A 25,027-nucleotide genomic window follows, 5' to 3' on the forward strand; every position below is an offset into this window, starting at 1 on the left:
GCTTACACTCACCCGCCCATCAGCATTGGCTGATCAACTGCTTAAGCACGGCCTTGAACGTTTCGACCTGAGCTTGGCTGAACTCGGCAAACACCTTTTCCTGCTGCTCCCGTGCAATCGCCCACAGATCTTCGGTTTGCTCGACACCGGCAGCGGTCAGATGCACGCCCTGCTCATCATCATCCACCAACCCCTTGCGCTTGAGGTTGGCCACCGCGTCGTCGATTTCCCGCACCGGCATCGCGACTTCCCGCAGCAGGTCGCCGGGGCTCAGGCGGGCGTCGTTCTCCAGCACCATCAACATCCGCGCCTCGTTGGTGCGCAGGCCGGTGGACAGCTGTCGGGGTTGGTAGCTGGATTGGTAGGCGCGCACCGCCTGGGTCATCAAGTAGTAGAGGTTGTGGCGCAGGCGCCCCTGGAAATGGCTGCTCGGCGGCTGGCTTTCGTCACGCTTGGTCATGCGGGTATGGGGCAAGACCATGGAATAGGCGCCCTGATGGTAGAGCAGCGGCGCACGGCCAAAATCGTCGAAGGCCACCACCTTGCCGATCATGATCCAGTGATCGCCGCCGTCCACTTGTTGGTAGTTCTCGCAGTGAAAGCGCGCCGCACAATCGGCAAATACTGGCGCGCCACCCTCTCCCGGTTCGTATTCGATCTCAGCGAAGCGATCGTCCTTGGGCCGCGCAAAATTGTTCGACAGGTCGATCTGGTCCGCCGCCAGCACGTTGACGGCGAAATGGCTGGCCTGCTCGAACACCTCATGGCTGTTGGAGCGTTTGTCGATGCTCCAGAGCACCAGCGGTGGGTCAAGGGACACCGAATTGAAACTGTTGGCGGTAACGCCCACCTTGCGCCCGCAGGCGTCAGCGGCGGTGACCACGGTGACGCCCGTGGCGAAGTTGCCCAGGGCGCGGCGAAAGGCCCGTGGATCGAAGGTCGATTCAGACATGCAAGACTCCCGGACTGCGTCATGCGCAGCCCCTATTGTTGTTTTCAAAAGCGGGTTCAGATCATGCTCGGATCGGGCTCCAGGCCCATCAGCTCACGCCCGAGGATCTGTGCACAGACGTCGTAGTCGGTGTAGGCATGGGCGCCGGTCATGTGCGAATCGCGGAACAGGCGCTGCATCTCGTTATGTTCAAACCAGGCATTGCCGCCAGCGGCTTCGAACAGGCGGTCCACCGCCTGGATGCACATCTTGGTGGCGTAGGCTTGGTTGGTGCGCCAGAACGCCAGGGTTTCGCGGCTTGGGTAGCGTTGCTGCTCACTGTGCTCGGCGTGTTCGGCCCAGGTCTTTTCCAGGAACGCTCGCGCGGCACCCACCTGGTGCGTCGACTCGGCCAGCCGCATCAGCGCCGGGGTGGCGGCACCGACTGCGGCACCGGTGTAGGCGCGCACTCGCGTCTTGGTCTTTTCGCGGAACACTTCCAGCATCCGCTCGGCGACGCCCAGGCTCACAGTGGAAAAACCGCTGGCGAAATAGGGGCGATACGGCGAGTAGAACACCTTGCTGTCGGGGTACAAGCCGAAGCCTGCGGACTTGCCTTCCATCATGTCCTTGGCCTTCTGGATACGGTGCTCCGGCACCCTGGCCTTGTCGATGATCAAGGTCTTGGTGCCGCTGCCTTTCATGCCCGCCGCGAACCAGTCATCGCGGATCTGATAGTCACTGCGCGGCAGCACCGCAAAGCAGTAATCCTGAGTGCCCTCGGCATTGGGCCGACGGAACCCGACAATCGCCCATTCGGCGTGATCGCAGCCGCTGCTCCAACCCATCTCACCGCTGAACAGCACGCCACCCTCAACCTCTTCGGTGCGACCGAACGGCGCGATACTGCTGCTGGCCGTGGCATTCGGGTCCAAACCCCAGACTTCCTGCTGCAACTGGGCAGAAAACAGTGCCAGTTGATGGCTGTGCGTACACAGCAGGCTCATGGCCCAGGCCGTGCTGGCGCAGGCTCCGGCGAGCAACGCGATGCAGTCGGCAAACTGTGGCAGCGACAACTCCATGCCACCGAACGCCTTGGGCTGGAACGCACGGTGCAGGCCGATGCCTTTGAGCAGCGCAATATTCTCGGCGGGCACCTTGCGATCCTGCTCGGCCTGGAAGGCATTGGCGGCAATGGTCGGCAAGACGGACTTGAGATCTTCGAGGAGCGGGTTTGGCTTTTTCATGGATGGCCCTGCTTATTATTGGATGTCCGGGCAACCCCAAAAAGCGAGGCGTGGCGCCGGATGCAGGGCCAGTATGGAGCGCAGTTTGCCGGCCGAACATGCACCTTCCAGAGTCAAGATTGTACTTTTCAAAGGCTCAGACTGATCCGTCGCGCACAGGTGTTGGCAGCCACAGACATGCCACTCGGCAGCCAGAGTCAAGCCCGTTCCGGCCACTGCAATTAACCTCGGGCTTTTCAATGTCTGCCACCAGGAAAAACCCATGAGCGATATTCCACTGCTGCCCCAGGTTGAAGCCTTCCTCCGTCGAAACCATACGTTGTTCATCGATGGTGGCTACGTCGAGAGCCATTCGAGCCGGCGGTTGGAGGTGATCAACCCGGCGACCGGCCAGGTCATCGCCGATGTCGCCGACGCCGACCCGGCCGACATCGACGCAGCCGTGGCGTCGGCGAGCCGAGGCTTCAAGCAGTGGTCGCAGGTCGCACCGGCGGTGCGCGGCAATGTACTGCTCAAACTGGCCGACCTGCTGGAGCAACACCGCGAAGAACTGGCACAGATCGAAACCTGCCAGTCGGGGAAGATCATCCAGATTTCCCGTGCTTTCGAAGTCGACCAGGCCGCGCATTTCCTGCGTTACTACGCCGGCTGGGCTACCAAGATCAGCGGCCAGACCATCACCCCGTCGCTGCCCTCCTTCGCCGGCGAGCGCTACACCGCGTTCACCCTGCGCGAGCCGGTCGGGGTGGTGGTCGGCATCGTGCCGTGGAACTTCTCGACCATGATCGCCATCTGGAAACTCGCCTCGGCGCTGGTAACCGGTTGCAGCATCATCATCAAGCCCAGCGAGTTCACGCCGCTGACCATCCTGCGCATCGCCGAGCTGGCGATTGACGCCGGCCTTCCCGCCGGTGCGCTGAACGTATTGACCGGTGGCGGCAGCGTAGGCAAAGGCCTGATCGAACACCCCGGCACCGACAAGGTGTCGTTCACCGGCTCCGTGCCGACCGGGATTGCGGTGGGCCAGAGTGCCATGGGCGCCGGACTGACCCGGGCCACCCTTGAGCTGGGCGGGAAAAACTCGGCCGGGTTCCTGCGCGATGTGGACCTGGACAAGGCCGTCAACGGCATCATCGAAGCGGGCTTTTTGCACTCCGGGCAAATCTGCGCCGCCGCCGAACGCTTCTTTGTGCACCGTTCGCAGATCGAAGCAGTCATGGGCAAACTGGCCCAGCGCCTGAGCGCGCTGAACATCGGCTCGCCCCTGGATGAGCGCACCGAATTCGGCCCGGTCACCAACCGCCAGCATCAACTGAAACTCGGCGAGTTTTTCGCCAAAGCCCGCGCCGAAAACAACAGCATCATTCACGGGGGCAACCTGATCGACCGTCCTGGCTGTTACGTCGAACCGACGATCATCCTCGCCAACAACGTCAACGACACCCTGCTCAACGAAGAGACCTTCGGCCCCATTGCCACGTTCTTGCCGTACGACAGCGAAGAAGAACTGCTGGCCTTGATGAACAACACGCCCTACGGCTTGAGCGCCAGCCTCTGGACCAACGACTTGGGCAAGGCCCTGCGCATGGTGCCCGCCATCGAGGCCGGCACGGTGTGGGTGAACATGCACACGATGCTCGACCCGGCGGTGCCGTTTGGCGGCAACAAATCCTCAGGTGTGGGTCGTGAGTTTGGCGGCGCCTTTATCGAGGATTACACCGAGCTGAAGTCAGTGATGATTCGTTACTGAAAACTCTTTATTGGATCCACTGGAGCATATCGACCGATAATCGCCCAACAAAATATCAATACAAGATTGACTCTCCATCCTACGGCCCATTTAATGGATCCATTAAATAAAAATAATCCGTTGCCTGGAGAGTCATCATGTACCCCAAGAACACGTGGTATGTCGCCTGCACCCCCGATGAAATCGCGCACAAGCCCCTGGGTCGTCAGATCTGCGGCGAAAAAATGGTGTTTTATCGTGGCCAGGAAGGCGCCGTGATGGCGGTCGAGGACTTCTGCCCCCATCGCGGTGCGCCGCTGTCGCTGGGTTATGTCGAGAACGGCAACCTGGTCTGCGGCTACCACGGCCTTGTCATGGGCGGCGACGGCAAGACCGTGGAAATGCCCGGTCAGCGGGTACGCGGCTTTCCGTGCAACAAAACCTTTGCCGCGGTTGAACGCTACGGCTTCATTTGGGTGTGGCCCGGCGATCAGGCCCAGGCCGACCCGGCGCTGATCCACCACTTGGAATGGGCCGTGAGTGACCAATGGGCCTATGGCGGCGGGCTGTTTGACATCCAGTGCGACTACCGCCTGATGATCGACAACCTGATGGACCTGACCCACGAAACCTACGTGCACGCCTCCAGCATCGGCCAGAAGGAAATCGACGAAGCGCCGCCCATGACCACGGTGGACGGCGATGAGGTCGTCACTGCCCGGCACATGGAAAACATCATGGCCCCGCCGTTCTGGCGCATGGCCTTGCGTGGCAACAACCTGGCCGACGATGTGCCGGTAGACCGCTGGCAGATCTGCCGCTTCACCCCGCCCAGCCATGTGCTGATCGAAGTCGGCGTGGCCCACGCCGGCAAGGGTGGCTATAACGCCGCCCCCGAGCATAAGGCTGCGAGCATTGTGGTCGACTTCATCACCCCGCAAACCGAGACCTCGATCTGGTACTTCTGGGGCATGGCGCGCAACTTCAACCCCCACGATGAGGCACTGACCGCAAGCATTCGCGAGGGCCAGGGCAAGATTTTCAGCGAAGACCTGGAAATGCTCGAACGCCAGCAACAGAACCTGCTGGCCCATCCGCAGCGCAACCTGCTCAAGTTGAATATCGACGCGGGTGGCGTGCAGTCACGCAAGATCCTGGAGCGACTGATTGCCAAGGAACGCGCCCTCGAACCGCAACTGATCGCCACCACCACCGCCTGAACAGCACGACAACTTTGCGAGGACTGAACATGATCGATGTGGTGGTGGTATCCCGTAACAACGAAGCCCAGGACATTTGCAGCTATGAACTGGCCAGTGTCGATGGCCAGCCGCTGCCGGCCTTCAGTGCCGGCGCGCATATTGACGTGCACCTGCCCGATGGGGTGATCCGGCAATATTCCCTGTGCAATCACCCCGAAGAACGTCATCGCTACCTGATCGGCGTGCTCAAGGACCCGACCTCCCGGGGTGGCTCGCGCAGCTTGCACGAGCAGGTTCACGAGGGCGCACACCTGACCATCAGCGAACCCCGCAACCTATTTCCCTTGGTCCACGATGCGCGTCGCAGCCTGCTGTTTGCCGGTGGCATCGGCATCACTCCGATCCTGTGCATGGCCGAACGCCTGGCCCATGCGGGGGCCGACTTCGAACTGCATTACTGCGCCCGCGCCAGCGAGCGTGCGGCGTTTGTGCAGCGACTCAAGGCGTCGCCGTTTGCAGAGCGAGTGTTCCTGCATTTCGATGAGCAGCCGCACACGGCCTTGAATGCTGCCGAGGTGCTGGCGGCGCCCGCTGACGACGTACACCTGTATGTCTGCGGCCCTGGCGGGTTCATGCAGCATGTACTCGACAGCGCACGCGCACAGGGCTGGCAGGAAGACTGCCTGCACCGCGAATACTTTAGTGCGGCACCGGTGGACAGCAGCCTCGACGGCGGCTTTTCGGTGAAGCTCGGCAGCAGCGGCCAGGTCTTCGAAATTCCCGCCGACAAGACCGTGGTCCAGGTCCTGGAAAGCCACGGTATCGAGATTGCGGTGTCCTGCGAACAGGGGATTTGCGGCACCTGCCTGACCCGTGTGCTGGAAGGCATACCGGAGCACCGCGATCTGTTTCTCACCGAGCAGGAGCAGGCGCTGAATGATCAGTTCACGCCCTGCTGTTCGCGGGCGAAAACGCCCTTGCTGGTACTCGATATCTAACCGGGTTACGACGCGGGCAGGATCACCTTCATGCGCGCGTCGGCGGTGGCTGAACTGAAAATCTCGGCATAGCGCAGGGTCGCGTTGGCATGCTCGCGCATGATGGCTTCGGCCCGTGCGCCCTGGCGATTGACCAGGGCGTCGAAGACCGAGTGATGCTGCATGTGGGCATAGTTGAAGCGTCGGTACTCGCGGGCCATGTCCTCGCGATCCACCGCCAGCGCGGTCACCGAGGCGAACGGCAAGTGATCATTGCGCGCCAGGGCATCGGCGATCGCCGGGTTGTGGCTGCCTTCGACGATGACCTGGTGAAAGCGCATGTTCAGGTCGTGATAGACCTCAAGGTCGTCTTCGGTCACGTAGCCCTTTTCGAACAGTTGATCGCCCTCGACCAGGCAGCGCTCCAGCGCGGCGCGGGCCTCGTTGGATAACCCAAGCTCCGCAGTTTGACGCGCGGCCAGGCCTTCGAGCACGCCGCGCACTTCAACCGCGCCGGCAATGTCGCTGGGGCTGACCGAACGCACCTGATAGCCGCGCCCGCCAAACGGCACCAGCAGTCCTTCTTGTTCGAGGGTACGAAAGGCCATGCGCACGGGCATGCGCGACACGCCGAACAACTGCGCCGTGGGAATTTCCATCAGCCGCTCGCCCGCCGCCAACTCCCCGCTGGCAATCATCTTGCGCAGTGCAACCAGCACCAATTGACCGGGCTTACTCATCCAGGCAACTTCCAGAAAACGTGGGTCGCCATAGTACCGCAAGCCTCTGCCGCCGTCAGACGAATGCCAGTGCCGCCCGCGCCCCGTCTATCGCACCCAAGTGCTGGGCCAGCCTTGATGGCAGGTAATCAAAAAAGAACCCGGCGCTTTGCAGCTTGGCGGCGCGCAACGGATCCCCTTCGGGCAATGCCCTGGACACCCGTGCCGCCCGCGCCCAGGCAAAGGCCAGCAGCGCAACGCCACACAGCTGGAGGAAATCCGGCGCAGCGCGATACGGGTATTCGCTGTCTTCCAGGGAGCGTTCACGGATGGCACTCACCACCGTGTCCAAGGTATCGCACAGGCTGCCAAGTGCCCGGGAGAAGGCCGCGCATTCGACGAACTCGCTGCCCTGCCCGGCCTCTGCACGCAACTCGCCCAGCAGCAGGCCGAACACCCGACCGTCATCCCCAAGCACCTTGCGCAGCAACAGGTCATTGGCCTGGATATCATTGCTACCCTCGTAGATCATCGCGATGCGACTGTCGCGCAAGGTTTGCTCGATGGCGAACTCGGCGACGTAACCGTAACCGCCGAAGACCTGCAAGGCATTGCTGGCCTGGCGGAAGCCCTGTTCAGTGAAAAACGCCTTGATGATAGGGGTCAGCAACGGCGCCAATGGGTCGTCCCGATCCAGCAGGTGCGCCGCCCAGTAACCGATAGCGCGCATGCCCTCGCTGGTGGTGCGCAGCTCCAGCAATACACGCCGCATGGCCGGGTGATAGCAGATCGGATCGGCCGCCTGGGCCGCCACTTCTTCAGGCCTGATCGGCGCGCGCATCTGCACACGTTCGGCGGCGTATTGGCGGGCGTTCTGCCACGCCGCCTCGGCATGCCCCAGGCCTTGCAGGCCCACGTGCAGGCGCGCCGAATTCATCATCACAAACATTGCCGCCAGGCCGCGATTGGCCTCGCCGATCAGCCAGCCCTGGGCAGCTTCGAACGTCAGCGAACAGGTGGCGCTGCCCTTGATGCCCATCTTGTGCTCAAGGCCGTCACAGCGCACGCCATTGACGTGGCCATCGTCCAATCGCTTGGGCACCAGAAAAAGGGAAATACCGCGACTGCCGGGCGGCGCATCGGGCAGGCGCGCCAGCACCAGGTGCAGGATGTTGGCCGTGAGGTCGTGCTCGCCACCGGAGATAAACAGCTTGCTGCCGCTCAGGCGATAACTGCCATCCGCCTGGGGTTCGGCGCGACAGCGCAGCAAGCCGACGTCGCTGCCGGCCTGGGGCTCGGTCAGGCACATGGTGGGCAAGGCCTGGCCGCTGACGATTTCAGGCAAGTAGCGCGCCTGCAACCACTGCTCGGCGTGGGTCTTGAGGCACAGGTAGGCGCCATGGGCGATGCCGGTGTACATGGCCCAGGCGTGGTTGCTGGCGTAGAGCATTTCTTGCAACGCCGCGTCGAGCAATTGCGGCAAGCCCTGCCCGCCCACTGCCTCGGCGCACGCCAGCCCTGGCCAGCCACCGTCCACATAGGCCTGGTAAGCCTCGACAAAACCATCCGGGGTGCTGACCTGCCCCGCCTGCCAACGGCAGCCCTGACGATCACCTTGACTGTTCAGCGGCGCCAGCACGCCCTGACTGAAGCGTGCAGCCTCCTCCAGCACCTGCATCGCCAGGGACAGGTCCAAGGCCTGCCATGCAGAGGGCGCCTGCAGCCAATGCTCCAGGACAAATTGCATATCGCGCAGGGGCGCCTCATAGCTCCACATCGGGACACCTCATCATCGAATAAAACGTGTGTGTTCAAGCGCGCCAGTCAGGGTTCTCGATCAGCAGCGCCATGCCCTGCCCGCCGCCCACGCACGCAGCAGCAATGCCGTAGCGCAGGTTGTGCTGACGCAGTTGCCGGGCCAGGCTCATGACCAGGCGCAGACCGCTGGCAGCCAAAGGGTGCCCCAGCGCAAGGGAGCCGCCCTGGACGTTGAGCCGGGTGCTGTCCAGCTCCAGCTCCTGGGCCACAGCGAGTACCTGGGCCGACTGCGCTTCGTTGATCTCGAAACGGCCGATATCGCTCAGGTTCAACCCGCTGCGGTGCAGCAACAGACGGATCGCCGGTGCCGGGCCGATGCCCATGAATTCGGGGGCCACGCCGACCACCGCGCTGGCCACCAACCGGGCCAGGGCCGGGCGCGTGCAGTCTGAGGCGCGCCCCACCAACGCGGCCGCCGCACCATCGACCACCGCACAACTATTACCGGCGGTCTGCACGCCGTCCGCATGCACGGCGCGCAAACGCGCGAGTGCCGCAAGGTCGGTGGGCCGTGGGTGACTGTCCTCGGTCACCGCAGCGGCGCGACGTGCCAGGGTGAGGCGTCGGGGTTGATAACCGTCAAGTTCGAACACCTGGTTATCGACGCTGACGATCTCTTGCGCCCAGGCCCCCTCACGCTGCGCCTGCAACGCACGCTGATGGCTGTCACAGGCATACCGGTCCACCGCCTCGCGGCTCAGGCCATAACGGCGCGCCAGGTTATCGGCGGTGGCGATCATGTCCAGGCCGGGAGCCGGGTCGTACAGTGCCTCCCACAGAAAATCCTTGAATTGCACCTCGCCTCCCAGGCGAAACCCGCCCCGGTGGGTGTAAGCAGCAATCGGATTGCGCGACATGGATTCAGCCGCCACGCACAGGGCCAGTTGCACCTCGTCGCGCAGTTGTTCAGCGGCCTGGCGCAACAGCTCGAAACCGGTGGCGCAGATGCGCTGCACCCCCAGCGCCGGGACTGATTGCGCCACACCGCTGTACAACCCGATATGCCGTGGCAGCAAGTAGGCATCGAAGCTGGCCTGGGCCATGGAACCCGCCAACACGCTGTCCACCGCCTGCGGATCGATATCCGCCCGGGCCAGCACTTCACGGCCGACCTTGATCCCCAGGTCGATGGGCGAGACCTGGGACAGCGCACCACCGAGGTCGACCCACGGCGTGCGCACCGCCTCGAAAATCGCCGCGTCGGCAAATGCCGAATACTGCCCTGCGCCGCTCAAGGCTTGGGCCCGGCGCGCAGGATGGTGGGGTCTTCACCGCGATACAACGCCTCGACCTTGGCCGCGCGCCACTGCAGTACCGCCCGCTGGTTGATCGAACCTTTATCGGTGATTTCCCCACGGTCGATGGACGCGGGTTCGTCGAGCACGGCAATCCATTCCAGGCGACTGGCATTGCCGGTGGCGTCGCGATTAAGGCGTTGCAACCAATCGCCGAACCATTGGCGCACCGGCTCGCTGGCCAATACCTGGGCGTCGCTGGCGTCGGCGCTCAAACCCGCCAAACGGCGGCATTCGTAGGCTCTGGGGAACACCAGCGCCCCCAGGCATTCGCGGTCCGGCGCGGCAATGACCAGGTCTTGCACGTAGGGCGAGCCTTCCAGTACCGCGCGATTGCGCAACGGGCCAACGCTGACAAACACCCCGGAAGACAGCTTGAAGTCTTCGGCAATGCGCCCGTCGAACATCAGCCCCAATTGCGGCTGGTGGGGATCGGCGAGTTTGATCGCGTCTCCGGAACAGTAGAAACCCTGGTCATCGAACACCTCGGCGGTTTGCTCGGGCGCGCGCCAGTAACCCGGCATGATGTGCGGCCCGCGAAAGCGCCCTTCGAACTTGCCGTCCACCGGCACCAGTCGCACTTCGCATCCCGGCGCGGGCAAGCCGATATAACCGGCCATGGACAACGGCCCAGTGGTGAACGTGCAGGACGGCGCGGCTTCGGTCATGCCCAGCCCGGCCATCATGCGGATGCGTTCACCGCAATGCAGCTCGGCCACGCGATCGAGGCGATCCCAGATGCTCTGTGACAGGCCCGCAGCGGCAAAGAAGAACAGTGTCATCCGCGCAAAAAAGCGCTCGCGCAACTCGGCATCCTGCTCCAGGGCGCTGACCAGTTCTTCCCAGCCTTTGGGAACGGTCAGGTAGGCCGTTGGCGAAATTTCCTTGAGGTTGCGCAGGGTCTCGGCAAAGCCCTGGACCGTGGGTTTGCCGTCGTCGAGGTAAAAAGTGCCGCCGTTATAGAGCACGATGCCGACGTTGTGGCTGCCGCCAAAGGTGTGATTCCACGGTAGCCAGTCCACCAGCACCGGCGGTTCCTCGCCGAACACCGGAAAGGTCTGCAACAGCATTTGCTGGTTGGCGCAGAGCATCCGTTGAGTGGTGATCACCGCCTTGGGCAGTTTGGTCGAGCCCGAAGTGAAGAGGAACTTGGCAATGCTGTCCGGGCCGGTGGCGTCAAACGCCGCTTCAGCCTCGGCGCCACTCGGCGTTTGAAGCAGGCTGTCGAAGCTCACCCGAGTGCGCCCAGGCACTTCACCGCGCACACTGATCAACGGCGTTTCGGCGGGCAACACCGCCTCGATTGCGCGCTGGTAGGCGGCCGCATCGCTGACGAACACCAGCCCCGGTTGCAGCAGGCCACACACATGCCGCAGCTTGGCGAAATCCTGGGACAGCAGCGAATACGCGGGCGATACCGGGCAATACGGAATACCGGCATACATGGCGCCCAGCGCCACCTGCAAATGCTCGATATCGTTGCCCGACAACAATGCCAGCGGCTTGTCCGCCGACAGTCCGTAACTCAACAGGCCTTGGGCAATAGAGCGCACGCTGTCGAGCATCTCCCTGTAGCTCACGCGGCGCCAGTCACCACCGCCCTGGCGTGCGGCGATAAACGTCTGCTCGGGGCGCACCCGGGCCCAATGCACAAGGCGATCGAGCAAGCGCGCAGGCAACTCGGCCAACGGCTCCAGGGAACGCATATGCAGCACGCCCTGCTCTTCGGTGACCTGCACCGGTGCGTGGCCGATGGACACTTCGCGGTATCGCGACGCGGACTGGGGTTGCGGTCTGAATTCGGAACTCACAAGGACGTCCTCCATCAAGGCGAATCAACGCCGCCTTGTTATTGTTATGTCGCAGCGCCTGCTCAGATCGGGTAGTGCCGTGGCCCGTTTTGCAAGGTCACCCAGCGCAATTGCGTGAAGTGTTCAATGGACGCCTTGCCGCCAAAACTGCCGTAGCCGCTGGACTTGACCCCACCGAAGGGCATCTGCGCCTCGTCGTGTACGGTCGGGCCGTTGATATGGCAAATGCCCGATTCGACCCGCTGTGCCAGGGCCAGGGCACGGCCGGTGTCACGGCTGAAAATCGCCGCCGACAGGCCGAATTCCGAATCGTTGGCGAGGCGCAGCAAGGCTTCGTCGCCGTCACCACGCAACAGCACCGCCACCGGACCGAAGGACTCTTCGCGGTACAAACGCATGTCTTCGGTAACGCCATCGATCAGCGTCGGTTGCAGGATGCTGCCGTCCAGTTGCCCTCCGGCCACCAGCCGCGCGCCTTTGCCCAGCGCATCGTCGATCAGGGCCTTGATGCGCGTACCGGCGCTGGCGTCCACCAAGGAACCCAGTACCGAGTCCGCCGCCGTGGGATCACCGGCGCGCAGGGTCGCGACCTTGGCCGCCAGCTTGGCGACAAAGGCATCGGCGACCTTGGCGTCGACAATCAGGCGCTCGGTGGACATGCAGATCTGCCCTTGGTTGAAGTAGGCGCCAAAGGCTGCTGCCGATACGGCGGCGTCCAGGTCGGCGTCGTCCAGCACCAGCAACGGCGCCTTGCCGCCCAGTTCCAGCAAGGCCGGCTTGAGGTGACGGGCCGAGAGTTCACCGACGATCCGCCCGACATGGGTCGAGCCGGTGAAGTTGACCCGACGCACCGCCGGGTTGGCGATCAGCCGTTCGACAATTGCCGCCGCATCCGCCGGGGCGTTGCTGATGACGTTGACCACGCCATCGCCCAGGCCGGCGTCCTGCAGCACCTGGCCGATCAGGCGGTGCACTGCCGGGCTCAGTTCCGAGGCTTTGAGCACTACGGTATTGCCGCAGGCGAGCGGCATGGCAATGGCGCGGGTAGCGAGGATCACCGGAGCATTCCACGGCGCGATGCCCAGCACCACGCCGCAGGGCTGACGCAGGGCCATGGCGAAGCTGCCAGGCACATCGGAAGGGATCACGTCGCCGGTGATCTGGGTAGTCATCGAAGCCGCTTCGCGCAGGATATTGGCCGCCAGGCGCACGTTAAAGCCATACCAGTTGGCCATGGCGCCGGTCTCGCCGGCGGCCGCGATAAATTCGTCGCTGCGCGCCTGCAACTGCTCGGCAGCCTTGAGCAGCCGGGTACGGCGTTCGTTGGGCGCCAGCGCCGCCCACGCGGGGAACGCAGTTTGGGCAGCGGCCACGGCGGCGTCAGCATCTTCCAGAGTGGCAGCGGCGACCCGCGAGACCACTTCACCGGTCACCGGGTTGCGACGCTCAAAGGTTCGACCGTCGCGCGCGGGGCACGACTGGCCGCCGATCAACAGGGGCACGTCCAGCATGGTGATTCCTCTTTATTGTCTTTATCGGGAATACGTTCAAGCAGGGTAAAACGGTGCGGCCCGCAGGCCGCATCCTTCAGCGCTTATACGCCTGCAGACCAGGCTTGATGCTCTTGTCGTCGAGGAATTGCTTCATGCCCTGCTCGCGACCGCCTTCGGTGTCGAGCAGGCGCGATTGGTCGAGCTTGGCGTAAAGGTAATCTTCGTTCTGCTCCCAGGTCAGCTCGCGGCAACGCTTGAAGCCATGCTTGGCGGCACGCAGCACCACCGGGTTTTTCTCCAGCAGGTTGCGCGCCAGGTCAATGGTGACTTCACGCAGTTGCGCCAGGGGCACGCTTTCGTTGACCAGGCCCATTTCAGCGGCTTTCTGCCCGCCAAAGGTTTTGCCGGTCATGATGTAGTACAGCGATTGGCGATGGCCCACGGTGTCGGCCATGGCCTTGCTGACCAGGTTTCCAGGCGGGATGCCCCAGTTGATTTCCGAGAGGCCGAAGGTGGCTTCGTCGGCGCAGATCGCCAAGTCGCACGCTACCAGAGGGCTGAAGCCGCCGCCGAAGCACCAGCCGTTGACCATGGCGATGGTCGGCTTGGCGTACATGCGCAGCAGTTTCCATTGCCATTGGGAGGCTTCGCGGCGGATTTTTTCCTGGAGGATTTCCGGGCCGGCGTCCACTTCGCGGAAGTATTCCTTGAGGTCCATGCCGGCGGTCCAGGCCTCACCGGCTCCGGTCAGCACCAGCACACCGGCGGCGGGATCCTGTTCCAGGGTTTCCAGCACGTCGATCATTTCCCGGTTCAGGGTCGGGCTCATGGCGTTGCGCTTTTCGGGGCGATTGAGAATGACCCACGCGATGCCTTCCTCAATCTCAACCTTGACGGTGGTCCAGCGGCCTTCGTAATTGCTCATGGCGGTGTGCTCTTGTTCTGGGTTTGAAGATGATTCGAAATTAAACCGCAAATATAGTTATGTCAATTAACTATTAATCTGAGTAACCAATATTTAACAGCTGTGAAAAACCGTCGTAGCCACAGCGCGCCAACCCCGGCAAACTAGATATCCTTGTTAACCGCTACCTTCTGAGGATTGCACTGCTAATGGCCAAGCCTTCCAACATCGCCACCAGCCAGGCCCTGCCCGACCATGACGAGGTACAGCCGCCGCTGGATTCAGCCCTGGACGATCTGATCGGTTATGCCATGCGCCGCGCCCAGCTCAAGCTGTTCCAGAACCTGATCGGCCGACTGTCCGACCACGACCTGCGCCCCGCACAGTTCTCGGCCCTGGCGATCATCGAGCAAAACCCCGGCCTGATGCAGGCCGACCTCGCCCGCGCCCTGGCCATCGAACCGCCCCAGGTCGTGCCGTTGCTGAACAAGCTGGAAAGCCGCGCCCTCGCCGTGCGCGTGCGCTGCAAACCCGACAAGCGCTCTTATGGGATTTTCCTGAGCAAACCGGGCGAAATCCTGCTCAAGTCCCTCAAGGACATTGCCGCGCAGAGCGACCTGGACGCCACCGCAGCCCTGGACGTCGAGGAACGTGCAGAGCTGCTGCGTTTGCTCAAGAAGGTGTATCAGGACTGATCCCGCGATCTACCACAGCGCCACGGTGTAGAGCACCAGGAAGCGGGTCTGGTTTTCATCGCGAAAGGCCGCGCCGCCTGGGAAGTCGTTGCGGTAGATCGACTTGCGTGCCATCAGCCCGACGTTCTTCAGCGGGCCGCTTTGGATCACGTAACCCAACTCCATCTGGAACTCGCGCTCCTTGCGGTCCTCGGCATTGAACGCCGCCAACTCGATGTTATCGCCGCGCACATAACGCAGCCGGCCCTTCAGGCCCGGCATGCCGGATGCGGCAAAGTCATAGTCGTAAATGGCCTGCCAGGTGCGCTCCTTGGCGTTGAGAAAATCCGAACTCATGGTCAGTTCGCTCATGCCCATCAGCTCCGTGCCGGAGATATAGGGCGTGGCAGTGTCGCCGCTGGAATGCATGTAACCCAGGCTGACGCGGTGCCCACCCAGGCGGTAGGCAAACAGCGCCGAGAGGTTACGGTTATCCACGTCCCCAGCCTTGGCACTGCCGTCCTCGCGGCTGAAGAAACTGCGCAGGTCGCTGGTGAATACCCCATCGCCCACCGGCAGGTTGTGCAGCAACGCCAGGGTGTCCTGCTGGTAAAGGTCCGCCACTTGGGAGTGATAGACGCGCAGGCTGAGGTCTTTATTGACCTGGTAATCCCCGCCGACATACGCCAGGTGTGAGGTGGTCGCCGTCGCATTGAACCGCCGGTTGGGCGATGCGATGGTCATAGCCTGGTAGTCAGTGGAATCACGCTTGTTGATACGGTCGATATAGCCCGTGTTCAGGGTCAGCCCGTCGATGTCCTTGGAGCTCAAGGTGGTGCCGCGAAAGGTCTGGGGCAGCAGGCGGGACGGGCTGGCGAAGGCGAATGGCAGGAAGATTGAAACGTCACCGGCCTTCACCGTGGTTTGTGCAAACCGCAATTTGGCGGTGGGCGCCAGGCGTGAGTATTCATCAGCGGCACGCTTGTCGCTGGCCGACACCGGCAATAGCTCGGTGCCGCTGCGGTCCGGCGACGAGTCGAGTTTGATCCCCATCAGCCCACGCACATCCAGGCCAAAGCCTACGACGCCAGGGGTGTACCCAGACTCCAGGTTGAGCATGAACGCCTGGGCCCATTCTCGCGCGGCGGTCTTGGCGCCGTCGTCCTTGTAGTCACGATCCAGGTAGTAATTGCGCAGCGTCAGGGTGCCGTGGCTGTCGTCGATGAACCCCGCCGCCCACAGCGGAGTGGGCAGGATGCTGAACATCAGCAGTGCACTGATCAGGCATGGAGTGCTGTTCGACACACAGCAGGCCGCCGCGACGGCGTCCGTGGGGAGTTTTGGCATGTTCGATGTCCATTTTTTGTTGTTGTTTTTGGGGGTGGCACAGGCGTGGCCCAGTGGGCTTCGCGGACAGAGAATGGAAACAGCTGGAGCCCTTCGTCAACCGCCACTGACCGATAATCGAACATTAATAAACCTATCTATTTTCATATTTTCGACTGACGTTAATCTCAAACACCTGCGTTAGACGGCTTGCGTCATGATTTTAGACTGGGGCCCGGCACCCTTCTTTTTATAGTTATATTTGTTATCTTAATTTCCAGCAGCCGGTCAGGCTCGCCACCAAAACAAAAACAACAACGAGGTTTGCCCATGAACAGTTCATCGCGTCGTTCGACGCTGACGATCGCTTTGTGTTTTATCGTTGCGCTGATCGAGGGTTTCGATCTACAGGCGGCCGGCACCACCGCTGCCGGGCTGCGCAACAGTTTTGCCCTTGACCCGAAAATGCTCGGCTGGGTATTCAGTGTCGGGATCATCGGCCTGCTGCCGGGAGCGTTTTTTGGCGGATGGATCGCCGACCGTATCGGCCGCAAGAAAATCCTGGTGATCGCAGTGCTGCTGTTTGGGCTGTTCTCCTTGAGCACGGCATTTGTACAGAGCTACTCAAGCCTGTTGCTGGTGCGTTTTCTCACCGGCCTGGGCCTGGGCGCCGCGTTGCCCAACCTGATTGCGCTGTGTGCCGAAGCGGTGAGCGAGCGCAATCGCGGCACCGCCATCAGTGTCATGTACTGCGGTGTACCGCTGGGGGGTGCATTGGCCGCCGTGGTGGCGATGTTTTCCAGTGAACACTGGCAGACCACCTTTATCATCGGCGGCCTGGCGCCGCTGCTGGCCGTGCCATTGATGATCCTGCTGCTGCCCGAATCCAACGTCTTTCGCCAACAGGTCGACCACACGCCAGGCGCCCGCCCATCCACGGGCCAGGCACTGTTCGGCGAGGGTCGCGCCCGCACCACACTGGCGCTGTGGCTCAGTTACTTCTTCACCCTGACCGTGATGTACATGTTGCTTAACTGGCTGCCTTCACTGTTGCTGGAACAGGGTTTCAGCAAACCCCAGGCGGGCATGGTGCAGATGCTCTTCAATATCGGCGGCGCCCTCGGTTCACTGCTCGGTGGCGTGCTGCTGGACCGTTGCAACGCGCTCAAAGTGGTGCTGTTTGTGTACGCCGGGTTGCTGGCGGCGCTGGCCGGTGTCGGCCTGTCGGTGGGCATCGTGCCCATGGCCGTCGCGGGTTTCGCTGCCGGGTTGTTCGTGATGGCTGCGCAATTGGTGCTGTATGCCAGCGCCCCGCCCTCCTACCCCACGGCAGTGCGCGCCACCGGCGTGGGTGCGGCCGTGGCCATCGGCCGTCTGGGCTCGGTGGCCGGGCCACTGGCGGCCGGGCAACTCCTTGCGGCAGGCGCCGGTACCGCCGGCGTGCTGCTGGCGACCTCCCCCGGCGTGGTGATCGCCGCACTGACCATCATCAGCGTGATGGTGCGTGCGGCGCCACTGAACCTGCCCGGCACCTCCACGTCTAGAACTGGTGCAGCCAGTTAAGCACCAGCTTATTGCCCTGGGTGCGGTTCTGCGCCTCCTGCTCAAAGTACGCGTTCACCGACAGGACATTCTCCTTGTTGAACGCGTACACCAGGCCCGGGCCAATGGCCCAGACCTTTTCCCGCCGACCACTCACCGCATGCCCCTCTACCTCGGTGTCGGTGATCTGCTTCAACCAATAGCCATTCAAGCCCACGCTCAACTGCTGGTCGATTGCGTATTGCAACGTCAGGTTGGCATGCAGCGCCTGCCCCGCCTGGGTGTCGGAGACATCGCCAAAACTGGCCGATGGTTGGTCATTCTTGCCATTCCACAGGTACATGAAGCGCCCGCTCGCCGACCACTTCGGGTTGAACCAGTAGGTCGCCGCGTAATACGGGTTGAATGACCAGAAGTTGCTGCCAGGGTTGATCGAGCGCTTGCGATCGTAGGCACCTACCGGGATCGCCACATCGACTTCGACCCGCTGGGTCAACAGCGGGCTGCCATCGGCGCGGTTCAGGGTCGGCAGTTGCAGGAAGGGGCCGACGACCACGTCGCCAAAGCCTGCCCGCGAACTCAGTGCCGCGTTATTCAAACCATCGTCCACATCCACATGGGCCAGGGACGTGTTGATCACGGTGAATCCGGGCATCGCACCATTGGCCAGGGGTTGGCCGACGTAGATGATCTGCGTGGTCGGCGCCACCACTTCCACGTCCTGCTTGGGCAGCGCCAGCTTGTTGCCGTTGGCGTCATTGAAGCGGCTGGCGCGCGAGTACGTCAGGTATTCCTCCAGGTACCAACCGGGTCCGGCAGGCGCTGGCGAGCCATCGTAGAAACTGGTGCTGCCCAGGTTGAGTCCGGGCAGGTCGTAAGCGTGTGCAGTCGATGACAGTGCGACAAATGTTGAGGCCGCAACGGTCCGCAAGATTGGCTTGAGCATCTTGTATGTCCTGTATTTTTGTTGTTGTTCAAGACCCCCGGCGCGGTGGATCCGCCCCGGGGTTTAACGCGGTTGCAGCGCCTACACGTAGGTGGCCGCCAACCCGCCGTCCACCGGCAGATTGACCCCATTGATCCATCGCGCAGCGTCCGAACAGAGGAAGGCAATCACCGACGCCACCTCATCGGCCAGGGCGGGACGCGTCATGCGCTGGCTGTCCTGGGCCACCCGTTCCGGGCCGAGCATGCTGACGAAATCCCCCAGAATCGGGGTGAACACCGGCCCCGGCGCGACGCAGTTGATGCGTACCGAATGATCGCGAAACCATCCTTGGGATTGCTGCAGGCTCCAGACGATCAGCGCCTCTTTGAAATACTGATAACAGGTGCCCTGCTCCACCGGATTGGCGGCCAGCCACTGCTGCCCGGCCCTGAAACATTCGGTCGCCGCCAGCGCCTTGTGCAGCGCCAACCGCTGCGGCCACTGCGCACCGAGTACCGAAGCGACATTGACGATGCTGCCGCCCGCCGGCATGCGCGGCAGCAGCGCTTGAGTCAGATGGCGCAGGCCCAGGTAATTGACCTCGGCCACCGTTTGCATCGGCGCCGTACCGGGCACGCCGGCAATGTTGCACAGGGCATCGACCTGCTGCGGCAGGCGCGCCACCAGCGCATCGATGCTGGTGGGATCGCTCAAGTCGGCATGGAAAAAGCCATCAAGCGTCAACTGCGGTTCATGGCGATCGATGCCGATCACCGTGGCGCCCTGGAAGCGCGCCAATCGCGCGACTTCCGCACCAATGCCCGACGCCACGCCGGTCACGATCAAGGTTTTGCGGTACAGGTTCATGGTCAAGCCCTCTTATTGTTGTATAGGCATGCGCGAGCCGGGGCTCAGAAGGGATAGGTCGGCGGCGTGTTTTTTACGGTGACCCATTGCCACTGGGTGTACTCGTCCCAGTCGGCCGGCCCACCCACACTGCCGCCATTGCCCGAGGCGCCGCGCCCGCCGAAGGGGTTGATGCATTCGTCCGCCACGGTCTGGTCGTTGATGTGCAGCAGGCCGCAATCAAGTCGTTCGCCAATGGCCATGGCGCGCCCCACCGAGGGTGAAATGATCGCCGCCGAAAGCCCGTACTCGGTGCGGTTGGCCAATTCGATGGCCTCCTCGTCCGTGGCAAAACTGACCACCGTGGCCACTGGGCCGAACACTTCGTCCTCAAAGGCGCGCATGCCCGGACGTACGCCACTGAGCACGGTGGGCTGGTAGAACAACCGGTCGTATTCGCCGCCCGCTTCCAACCGCGCGCCGGCTTGCAGGCTGTCGCTGACTATCTCGTGCACGCGCTGCAATTGGCGTTGATTGATCAATGGGCCGAGCGCGGCCTCACCCCGGGCGGCGTTGCCCACGGTGAGCGCCCGGGCCTTTTCCACCAACTTGCGCGTCAGGCTGGCGGCGATGGATTCATGGACCAGAATCAACCCGGTCGCCATACAGATTTGCCCTTGATGCAGCCAGGCGCCCCAGGCGGCATTGCTTGCGGCCAGGTCGAGGTTGGCGTCTTCGAGAATAATCAACGGGTTCTTGCCGCCCAGTTCCAGCGCGACTTTTTTCAGGTGCCGACCGGCCACCTCGGCGACTTTGCGCCCCGCCGCCGTGGAGCCCGTAAACGCGATCATCCGCACATTGGGGTCGCGGCACAGCGCCTCACCGGCCGCCGCGTCGCCGGGCAACACGTGCAGCAGGCCCTTGGGCAAGCCTGCTTCTTCGAAGAGTCGGGCAATGAGAAAACCACCGCTGACCGGCGTCTGTGGGTCAGGCTTGAGCACCACCGCATTGCCCGCCGCCAAGGCCGGCGCCACCGAGCGCAGTGACAGTATCAGCGGGAAATTGAACGGTGAAATTACCCCAACCACGCCATGGGGCTGGCGCCGAGCATAGGACAATCGCCCCGCCGCACTGGGCAGCACCACTCCGTGGGGTTGAGACAACAAGCCCGCCGCCTGATGCAGCAGCACAATCGCCTCGCGCACTTCGTGTTCGCCCTTGAACAGCGCGCCCCCGGTTTCCCGCGCGACGTACAGCGCCAGTTCGGCGAAAGACTGCTCGGCGACGTCGGCCGCCTTGCGAAACACCTCGGCGCGCTCCCGTGGACCGAGTGCGGCCCACGCCGGTTGGGCCAGGGCCGCGCTGCGACTGGCCAGGGCGACATCGGCCGGGCTGGCCATAGCGCAGCGCAGCAGCGGCTCGCCGGTGGCGGGTTCGATCACGGGGCTCACGGATCCCGAAGCGGGTATCCAATCGCCGTTAAACAGGCATTCGGACTCAAGGGCCCGCTGTAACAGGTGGGTGGTTTCAGACACTGACATGGCAACTCCCGGTTCTTGTAATTGTCATCGCCTGCACGAGTGCAAACGCCGCATTTGGCCTTGAGCAAAGGCTGTGCCGCTTGCACGTGCTGACGCAGACATAAACCGCCGAGGGCTCTGGACCGGGGCCTGACACGTGCCGCCCATTGACCACTCGCCCATCGGCCGCAAAAACCAGGGGCCTGGCACTTGTTCAATTGATAAGGTTATGTTTAGTAACTATCTGAGCAGTTACTCATATCGTTCATTCGCTTTGCAGGGGCATAACAATGACTAACCCCCACAGCGCGCCAGCCACCGCGCCCTATCATCCGCGCGGCGACAGTCGCCACCTCAGCGACAGCAGCTCGCCGACGCCTGCGGAACTGACCGACTGCCTGTTTTTTTCTCCCGAAGACGGAAGGATCTGGCTCAACGACCAACGCATGCTGCTGCTGCACAGTTCCTCGTTCGGCGCCCTGCGCAGGAAGTCATCGAGCGTCTGGGGCTGGAGCAGGCGCGCGGTCTGTTCACCCGTACCGGCTATGCCTCCGGAGCGCGGGATGCCCGGCTGATCCGCGAGCGCTGGCCAAACGCTGATGCCGCTGCGGTGTTTCGTGCCGGGACGCACCTGCACACCCTGGAAGGCATGACCAAGGTCGAGCCGCTACATTTCAAGTTCGACGCCGACTCGGGCTTTTATGAAGGCGAGTTTCTCTGGCACCACTCCTGCGAGGCCGATGAGCATGTGGGCGCCTACGGCATCGGCCAGGACCCTGTGTGCTGGACGGAGACCGGCTACGCCATCGGTTTTGTCAGTGGTCTGTTCGGGCAACTGGTGATCTTTCGCGAAGTAGAGTGCCGAGGCATGGGCCACAGCAGTTGCCGGGTGATCGGCAAGACCGCCGAACAATGGGGTGATGTTGAGCAGGACTTGCGCTACCTGAACGTGTCCTCGACCGTCACCCACACCGCCGACGCCTGTGCGCGCCACAGCCCGGTAGACCGCCTTGCAAGCACCAGCGCGCCCCGACCTTTGGTGGGCGCCAGTGCCGCGTTCAACGCAGCAATGCAGGCCCTGCAACGCGTCGCGCAGACGCCCGCCACCGTGCTGATCAGCGGGGAGTCCGGCGTGGGCAAGGAAATGTTTGCGCGCCAGTTACATCAACTCAGCCGTCGCCACGACAGCCCGTTTGTGGCGCTCAATTGCGCGGCCATCCCGGACAACCTGATCGAGGCTGAACTCTTCGGGGTTGAACGCGGCGCGTACACCGGCGCCACCCACTCACGGCCCGGGCGTTTTGAACGGGCCCAGGGCGGCACGTTGTTTCTGGATGAAATTACCAGCCTCAGCCTGGCCGGGCAAAGCAAACTGCTGCGGGCATTGCAGGAGCGCGAGATCGAACGCGTCGGAGGCATACGCGGCATCACGGTGGATGTGCGGGTAGTGGCCGCCACCAATATCGATCTGCGCAAAGCGGTGGCTGACGGCACCTTTCGCGAAGACCTGTTATACCGGCTGAATGTCTACCCCATCGCCCTGCCGCCGTTGCGTGAACGCCGCGATGATATCCCGCTGTTGATCAACGCGTTCCTCACCCGTTTCTGCCAGGAGTACGCCCGTACACCCGTGGGCCTGACCATGCGCGCCCTTAAAGTCCTGCTGCGCTACGACTTCGCAGGCAACGTGCGCGAACTGCAAAACCTGATCGAACGCGGCCTGATCGCCAGCGACGAAGGCCAGGCCATCGACTTGGTGCACCTGTTTCGCAACGAGCCACTGCCGGCGGATCCGTACGGCCTGGACGACCATGGCAGCCTGTCAAACACCGCACCTTTGCAGCGACCAGCACTGCTGGACACCCTTGGGCAGTTGGACCAGGGGTTTTCCATCGAGGGCCTTGAATCACGCCTGATCACCGAAGCGCTGCAACAGAACGCCGGCAACCTCGCCGCCGCCGCCAGACTCGTGGGGCTTAGCCGTGCTCAGTTTGCCTATCGGTTGAAGAAGCACCAGCGGCAACAGCCTTGAAGGGATTGCCTGAAAATGAGTGCTTTAAATGTTTTATCCGATTAAGTATTTTGCACGGGTACCGAGCCCCCTTTGAATCGTGACCAGGAGCACCCGTGACCGGACTGCGTGAACGTCAGAAAGCCGAACGCCGACAAGCCATCAGCAAGGCGGCCATCGAACTGTTTGAGCGCCAGGGTTTCCAGAACACCACCATCGAACAGATCGCCAGCCAGGCTGGCGTATCGGCGCCCACGGTGTTCAAGTATTTCGGCAACAAACAGGAAATCATCCTGGAAATCCTGCACCACGCTGATCAACGCGCGATCACCGACACTCGCCGCCTGATCCAGGAAATCGAAGATCCGGTTGACGCGCTGTGCCACCTTGAGCGGCTGCTGACCGGCTACGCCCTGGAAGTCATGCACCCCAGCCTGTGGCGGGAATTGCTGCCACTGATCCTGTTCGGCGGCACCAACGAACTCCCCGCCGGCTATCGCGCGATGAACGACGCACTCAGGGCTGAGATCAGCCAACTGCTGCGCGAACTGCAACTGGCCGGCAAGCTACGCCCGCAACTGGACGTGGAAATGGCTGCGTTTTTACTGAACGATTACTCACACCTGCAACTGTTCAGACTGGTGAATCAGGAACACCCGGATATAGAAGCGCACTCCACGCAGGTCAGGCGTATTACGGAGCTGGTGTTTTATGGCATGCAGGCCTGACTGAGGGGTTGCCCCCATGAGCATGGTTATCTGCACGATTCTTACAGGCTGACGCCTCACTCTGTGGTGAGCGGGCTTGTCCCGCGCTGGGGTGCGCAACGGCCTTAGAGCCGACCGGATTTTTGTCTCGTGTCCTCGGGTAAACGTGTGGGAGGGGGCTTGCTCCCGATGGCGGTGGGTCAGTTACAGCTCTGTTGGCTGACACACCGCCATCGGGAGCAAGCCCCCTCCCACATTTTGATCCCCATGTATCAGATAGGTATCAGCCTGCTTTTGCTCTGCTTTTGCCCTGCTTTTGCCCTGCTTTTGCCCTGCTTTTGCCCTGCTTTTGCCCTGCTTTTGCCCTGCTTTTGCCCTGCTTTTGCCCTGCTTTTGCCCTGCTTTTGCCCTGCTTTTGCCCTGCTTTTGCCCTGTTTTTGATCCGGCCCTTACATCCTCTTCGCTGACGAAGTCAGCGGTCTTTTGATCTGCGCTTTTGATTGTGATCTTGGGCGCCCCATCAAACACGCTGGCCGAACGCAGGCTTGAATCCGTGGGTAACCCGGCAGGACGCCGGGTTAGCCGCGCTGGGCCATGGATGGCCCATCGCGGCGGCCCACGGATTCAAGCCGGAGTGAGGGCACACCGAGCCTAGGCGAGGTGCCGAGTGTTGGGGCGAAGCGTTTTTGGTTACTTTTTGCGCTCTTCAAAAAGTGACCCGCTGTAAGAGCGGAACCCATAGCCGCCGTTACCCAAATAACGGATATGTACACCGACAAACCGCCATCGCGCTCGAACTCGGTACCCCGGACAGAGCCCGCACATCACTGAACCAAGCGCCCTCAGTAAAACCGATAACACCGAACCACCACCTGATCAGCACTGGGGTAATGCACCAACCCAATAAAACTCGCACGCCCAAGCCAATCCAACCGCCCCTTCGGCACCTGAAACACCGGCGTGCAGGTACACCGATACTCCGTCTCTGGAATCGGCCACTGCCCCTCACGCTCCAACTGACGCCCATACTCCGTCATGTTCAGAACCCCCCGATTACGCAGATTAATCAGCTCTCCCTGATCAGTCCTGAGGCTATAGCGAGCGTCCAGTTGACCCAGCCCATCCGGGCGCAGAACAAACAAATCCTCGCCGCCCGCCAGCACCTGACCGCGAATACCTACCCCCTCGAAATCCCCCCCACAATCGGGTAGTTGCAGCGCAAACCGTCAACACTGTCGCCCAGCATCACCCCACGCCCTATGGCCACGCGCAACGTCAGCACGCGCTGCAAATTAGGCGCAACGTCCATCAAGTCCAAATGCTCACTCATGGCACAACTCCAAACCC

At 62.5% G+C, this 25,027-nt stretch carries 21 protein-coding genes and 1 pseudogene; 7 read left to right on the forward strand and 15 right to left on the reverse strand.

Features of this window, described 5'->3' with window-relative positions; all coding sequences use genetic code 11:
* Positions 1 to 19 precede the first annotated feature (19 nt).
* On the reverse strand, positions 20 to 952 hold the full coding sequence (locus tag AB4N82_RS26070) for a p-hydroxyphenylacetate 3-hydroxylase reductase component (RefSeq protein WP_122753245.1): 933 nt from the start codon (positions 950 to 952) through the stop codon (positions 20 to 22).
* A 56-nt stretch (positions 953 to 1,008) separates the two neighbouring features.
* Complete coding sequence (locus AB4N82_RS26075; RefSeq protein WP_032891364.1) at positions 1,009 to 2,178, reverse strand: p-hydroxyphenylacetate 3-hydroxylase oxygenase component; 1,170 nt, start codon at positions 2,176 to 2,178, stop codon at positions 1,009 to 1,011.
* A gap of 262 nt (positions 2,179 to 2,440) precedes the next feature.
* Here AB4N82_RS26075 and AB4N82_RS26080 point away from each other — a divergent pair, with 262 nt between their 5' ends.
* From AB4N82_RS26080 to AB4N82_RS26090, 3 genes are all read left to right on the forward strand, one after another.
* Entirely contained in the window at positions 2,441 to 3,928 is a 1,488-nt protein-coding gene (locus AB4N82_RS26080) for an aldehyde dehydrogenase family protein (RefSeq protein ID WP_122765082.1), read from the forward strand.
* Positions 3,929 to 4,065: 137 nt separating this feature from the next.
* Positions 4,066 to 5,127 carry a Rieske 2Fe-2S domain-containing protein gene (locus tag AB4N82_RS26085; RefSeq protein ID WP_122765081.1) on the forward strand — a complete coding sequence of 354 codons (1,062 nt, stop codon included), beginning with the start codon at positions 4,066 to 4,068 and terminating at the stop codon, positions 5,125 to 5,127.
* 29 nt (positions 5,128 to 5,156) lie between these two features.
* Positions 5,157 to 6,107: a PDR/VanB family oxidoreductase gene (locus AB4N82_RS26090; protein WP_032891362.1), complete on the forward strand. Its 951-nt coding sequence runs from the start codon at positions 5,157 to 5,159 to the stop codon at positions 6,105 to 6,107.
* A gap of 5 nt (positions 6,108 to 6,112) precedes the next feature.
* Here the strand turns inward: AB4N82_RS26090 and AB4N82_RS26095 are convergent, their stop codons facing one another.
* The 6 genes from AB4N82_RS26095 to AB4N82_RS26120 all read right to left on the reverse strand — a co-directional run bounded on the left by AB4N82_RS26095 (position 6,113) and on the right by AB4N82_RS26120 (position 14,147).
* Positions 6,113 to 6,826, reverse strand: coding sequence for a GntR family transcriptional regulator (locus AB4N82_RS26095; RefSeq protein ID WP_095184855.1), 714 nt, complete (start codon positions 6,824 to 6,826; stop codon positions 6,113 to 6,115).
* Between the two features lie 55 nt (positions 6,827 to 6,881).
* Positions 6,882 to 8,582: an acyl-CoA dehydrogenase family protein gene (locus AB4N82_RS26100; protein ID WP_122765080.1), complete on the reverse strand. Its 1,701-nt coding sequence runs from the start codon at positions 8,580 to 8,582 to the stop codon at positions 6,882 to 6,884.
* A 34-nt stretch (positions 8,583 to 8,616) separates the two neighbouring features.
* Complete coding sequence (locus tag AB4N82_RS26105) at positions 8,617 to 9,858, reverse strand: thiolase family protein (RefSeq protein ID WP_122753241.1); 1,242 nt, start codon at positions 9,856 to 9,858, stop codon at positions 8,617 to 8,619.
* A complete protein-coding gene (locus AB4N82_RS26110; protein ID WP_122753240.1) occupies positions 9,855 to 11,729 on the reverse strand; it encodes a feruloyl-CoA synthase in 1,875 nt (624 codons plus the stop codon). The genes AB4N82_RS26105 and AB4N82_RS26110 overlap by 4 nt, the downstream gene beginning before the upstream one ends.
* Before the next feature lie 62 nt (positions 11,730 to 11,791).
* Entirely contained in the window at positions 11,792 to 13,240 is a 1,449-nt protein-coding gene (locus AB4N82_RS26115) for an aldehyde dehydrogenase (protein ID WP_032891356.1), read from the reverse strand.
* A 76-nt stretch (positions 13,241 to 13,316) separates the two neighbouring features.
* A complete protein-coding gene (locus tag AB4N82_RS26120) occupies positions 13,317 to 14,147 on the reverse strand; it encodes a p-hydroxycinnamoyl CoA hydratase/lyase (protein WP_032891354.1) in 831 nt (276 codons plus the stop codon).
* A 188-nt stretch (positions 14,148 to 14,335) separates the two neighbouring features.
* On the opposite strand from AB4N82_RS26120, the gene AB4N82_RS26125 reads away from it, so the two are divergent.
* Positions 14,336 to 14,821, forward strand: coding sequence for a MarR family winged helix-turn-helix transcriptional regulator (locus tag AB4N82_RS26125; protein WP_032891352.1), 486 nt, complete (start codon positions 14,336 to 14,338; stop codon positions 14,819 to 14,821).
* A 9-nt stretch (positions 14,822 to 14,830) separates the two neighbouring features.
* On the opposite strand, the gene AB4N82_RS26130 is transcribed toward AB4N82_RS26125, so the two are convergent.
* Entirely contained in the window at positions 14,831 to 16,147 is a 1,317-nt protein-coding gene (locus AB4N82_RS26130; RefSeq protein WP_122765078.1) for an OprD family porin, read from the reverse strand.
* Positions 16,148 to 16,456: 309 nt separating this feature from the next.
* Between AB4N82_RS26130 and mhpT the strand changes: the two genes are divergently transcribed.
* Positions 16,457 to 17,689 carry a 3-(3-hydroxy-phenyl)propionate transporter MhpT gene (gene mhpT, locus AB4N82_RS26135; protein WP_032891349.1) on the forward strand — a complete coding sequence of 411 codons (1,233 nt, stop codon included), beginning with the start codon at positions 16,457 to 16,459 and terminating at the stop codon, positions 17,687 to 17,689.
* Here the strand turns inward: mhpT and AB4N82_RS26140 are convergent.
* From AB4N82_RS26140 to AB4N82_RS26150, 3 genes are all read right to left on the reverse strand, one after another.
* Complete coding sequence (locus AB4N82_RS26140; RefSeq protein WP_032891347.1) at positions 17,667 to 18,614, reverse strand: SphA family protein; 948 nt, start codon at positions 18,612 to 18,614, stop codon at positions 17,667 to 17,669. The genes mhpT and AB4N82_RS26140 overlap by 23 nt on opposite strands.
* Positions 18,615 to 18,695: 81 nt before the next feature.
* Positions 18,696 to 19,463, reverse strand: coding sequence for a coniferyl-alcohol dehydrogenase (locus AB4N82_RS26145; RefSeq protein WP_122765077.1), 768 nt, complete (start codon positions 19,461 to 19,463; stop codon positions 18,696 to 18,698).
* A gap of 44 nt (positions 19,464 to 19,507) precedes the next feature.
* On the reverse strand, positions 19,508 to 20,983 hold the full coding sequence (locus tag AB4N82_RS26150; RefSeq protein WP_122753237.1) for a benzaldehyde dehydrogenase: 1,476 nt from the start codon (positions 20,981 to 20,983) through the stop codon (positions 19,508 to 19,510).
* A 269-nt stretch (positions 20,984 to 21,252) separates the two neighbouring features.
* On the opposite strand from AB4N82_RS26150, the pseudogene AB4N82_RS26155 reads away from it, so the two are divergent.
* Together AB4N82_RS26155 and AB4N82_RS26160 are read left to right on the forward strand one after the other, a co-directional pair.
* Positions 21,253 to 22,994, forward strand: a pseudogene (locus AB4N82_RS26155) (sigma 54-interacting transcriptional regulator).
* Between the two features lie 95 nt (positions 22,995 to 23,089).
* Positions 23,090 to 23,701: a TetR/AcrR family transcriptional regulator gene (locus AB4N82_RS26160; RefSeq protein WP_032891341.1), complete on the forward strand. Its 612-nt coding sequence runs from the start codon at positions 23,090 to 23,092 to the stop codon at positions 23,699 to 23,701.
* A gap of 183 nt (positions 23,702 to 23,884) precedes the next feature.
* Here the strand turns inward: AB4N82_RS26160 and AB4N82_RS26165 are convergent, their stop codons facing one another.
* The 3 genes from AB4N82_RS26165 to AB4N82_RS26175 form a co-directional block, all read right to left on the reverse strand.
* Positions 23,885 to 24,208 carry a hypothetical protein gene (locus AB4N82_RS26165; RefSeq protein ID WP_460103781.1) on the reverse strand — a complete coding sequence of 108 codons (324 nt, stop codon included), beginning with the start codon at positions 24,206 to 24,208 and terminating at the stop codon, positions 23,885 to 23,887.
* 314 nt (positions 24,209 to 24,522) lie between these two features.
* Positions 24,523 to 24,843, reverse strand: a complete 321-nt coding sequence (locus AB4N82_RS26170) for a DUF3237 domain-containing protein (RefSeq protein ID WP_460103783.1) — start codon at positions 24,841 to 24,843, stop codon at positions 24,523 to 24,525.
* Positions 24,844 to 24,857: 14 nt separating this feature from the next.
* Complete coding sequence (locus AB4N82_RS26175) at positions 24,858 to 25,010, reverse strand: hypothetical protein (protein ID WP_460103785.1); 153 nt, start codon at positions 25,008 to 25,010, stop codon at positions 24,858 to 24,860.
* Positions 25,011 to 25,027 lie beyond the last annotated feature (17 nt).

Source organism: Pseudomonas sp. H1_D04 (genome assembly GCF_054683855.1).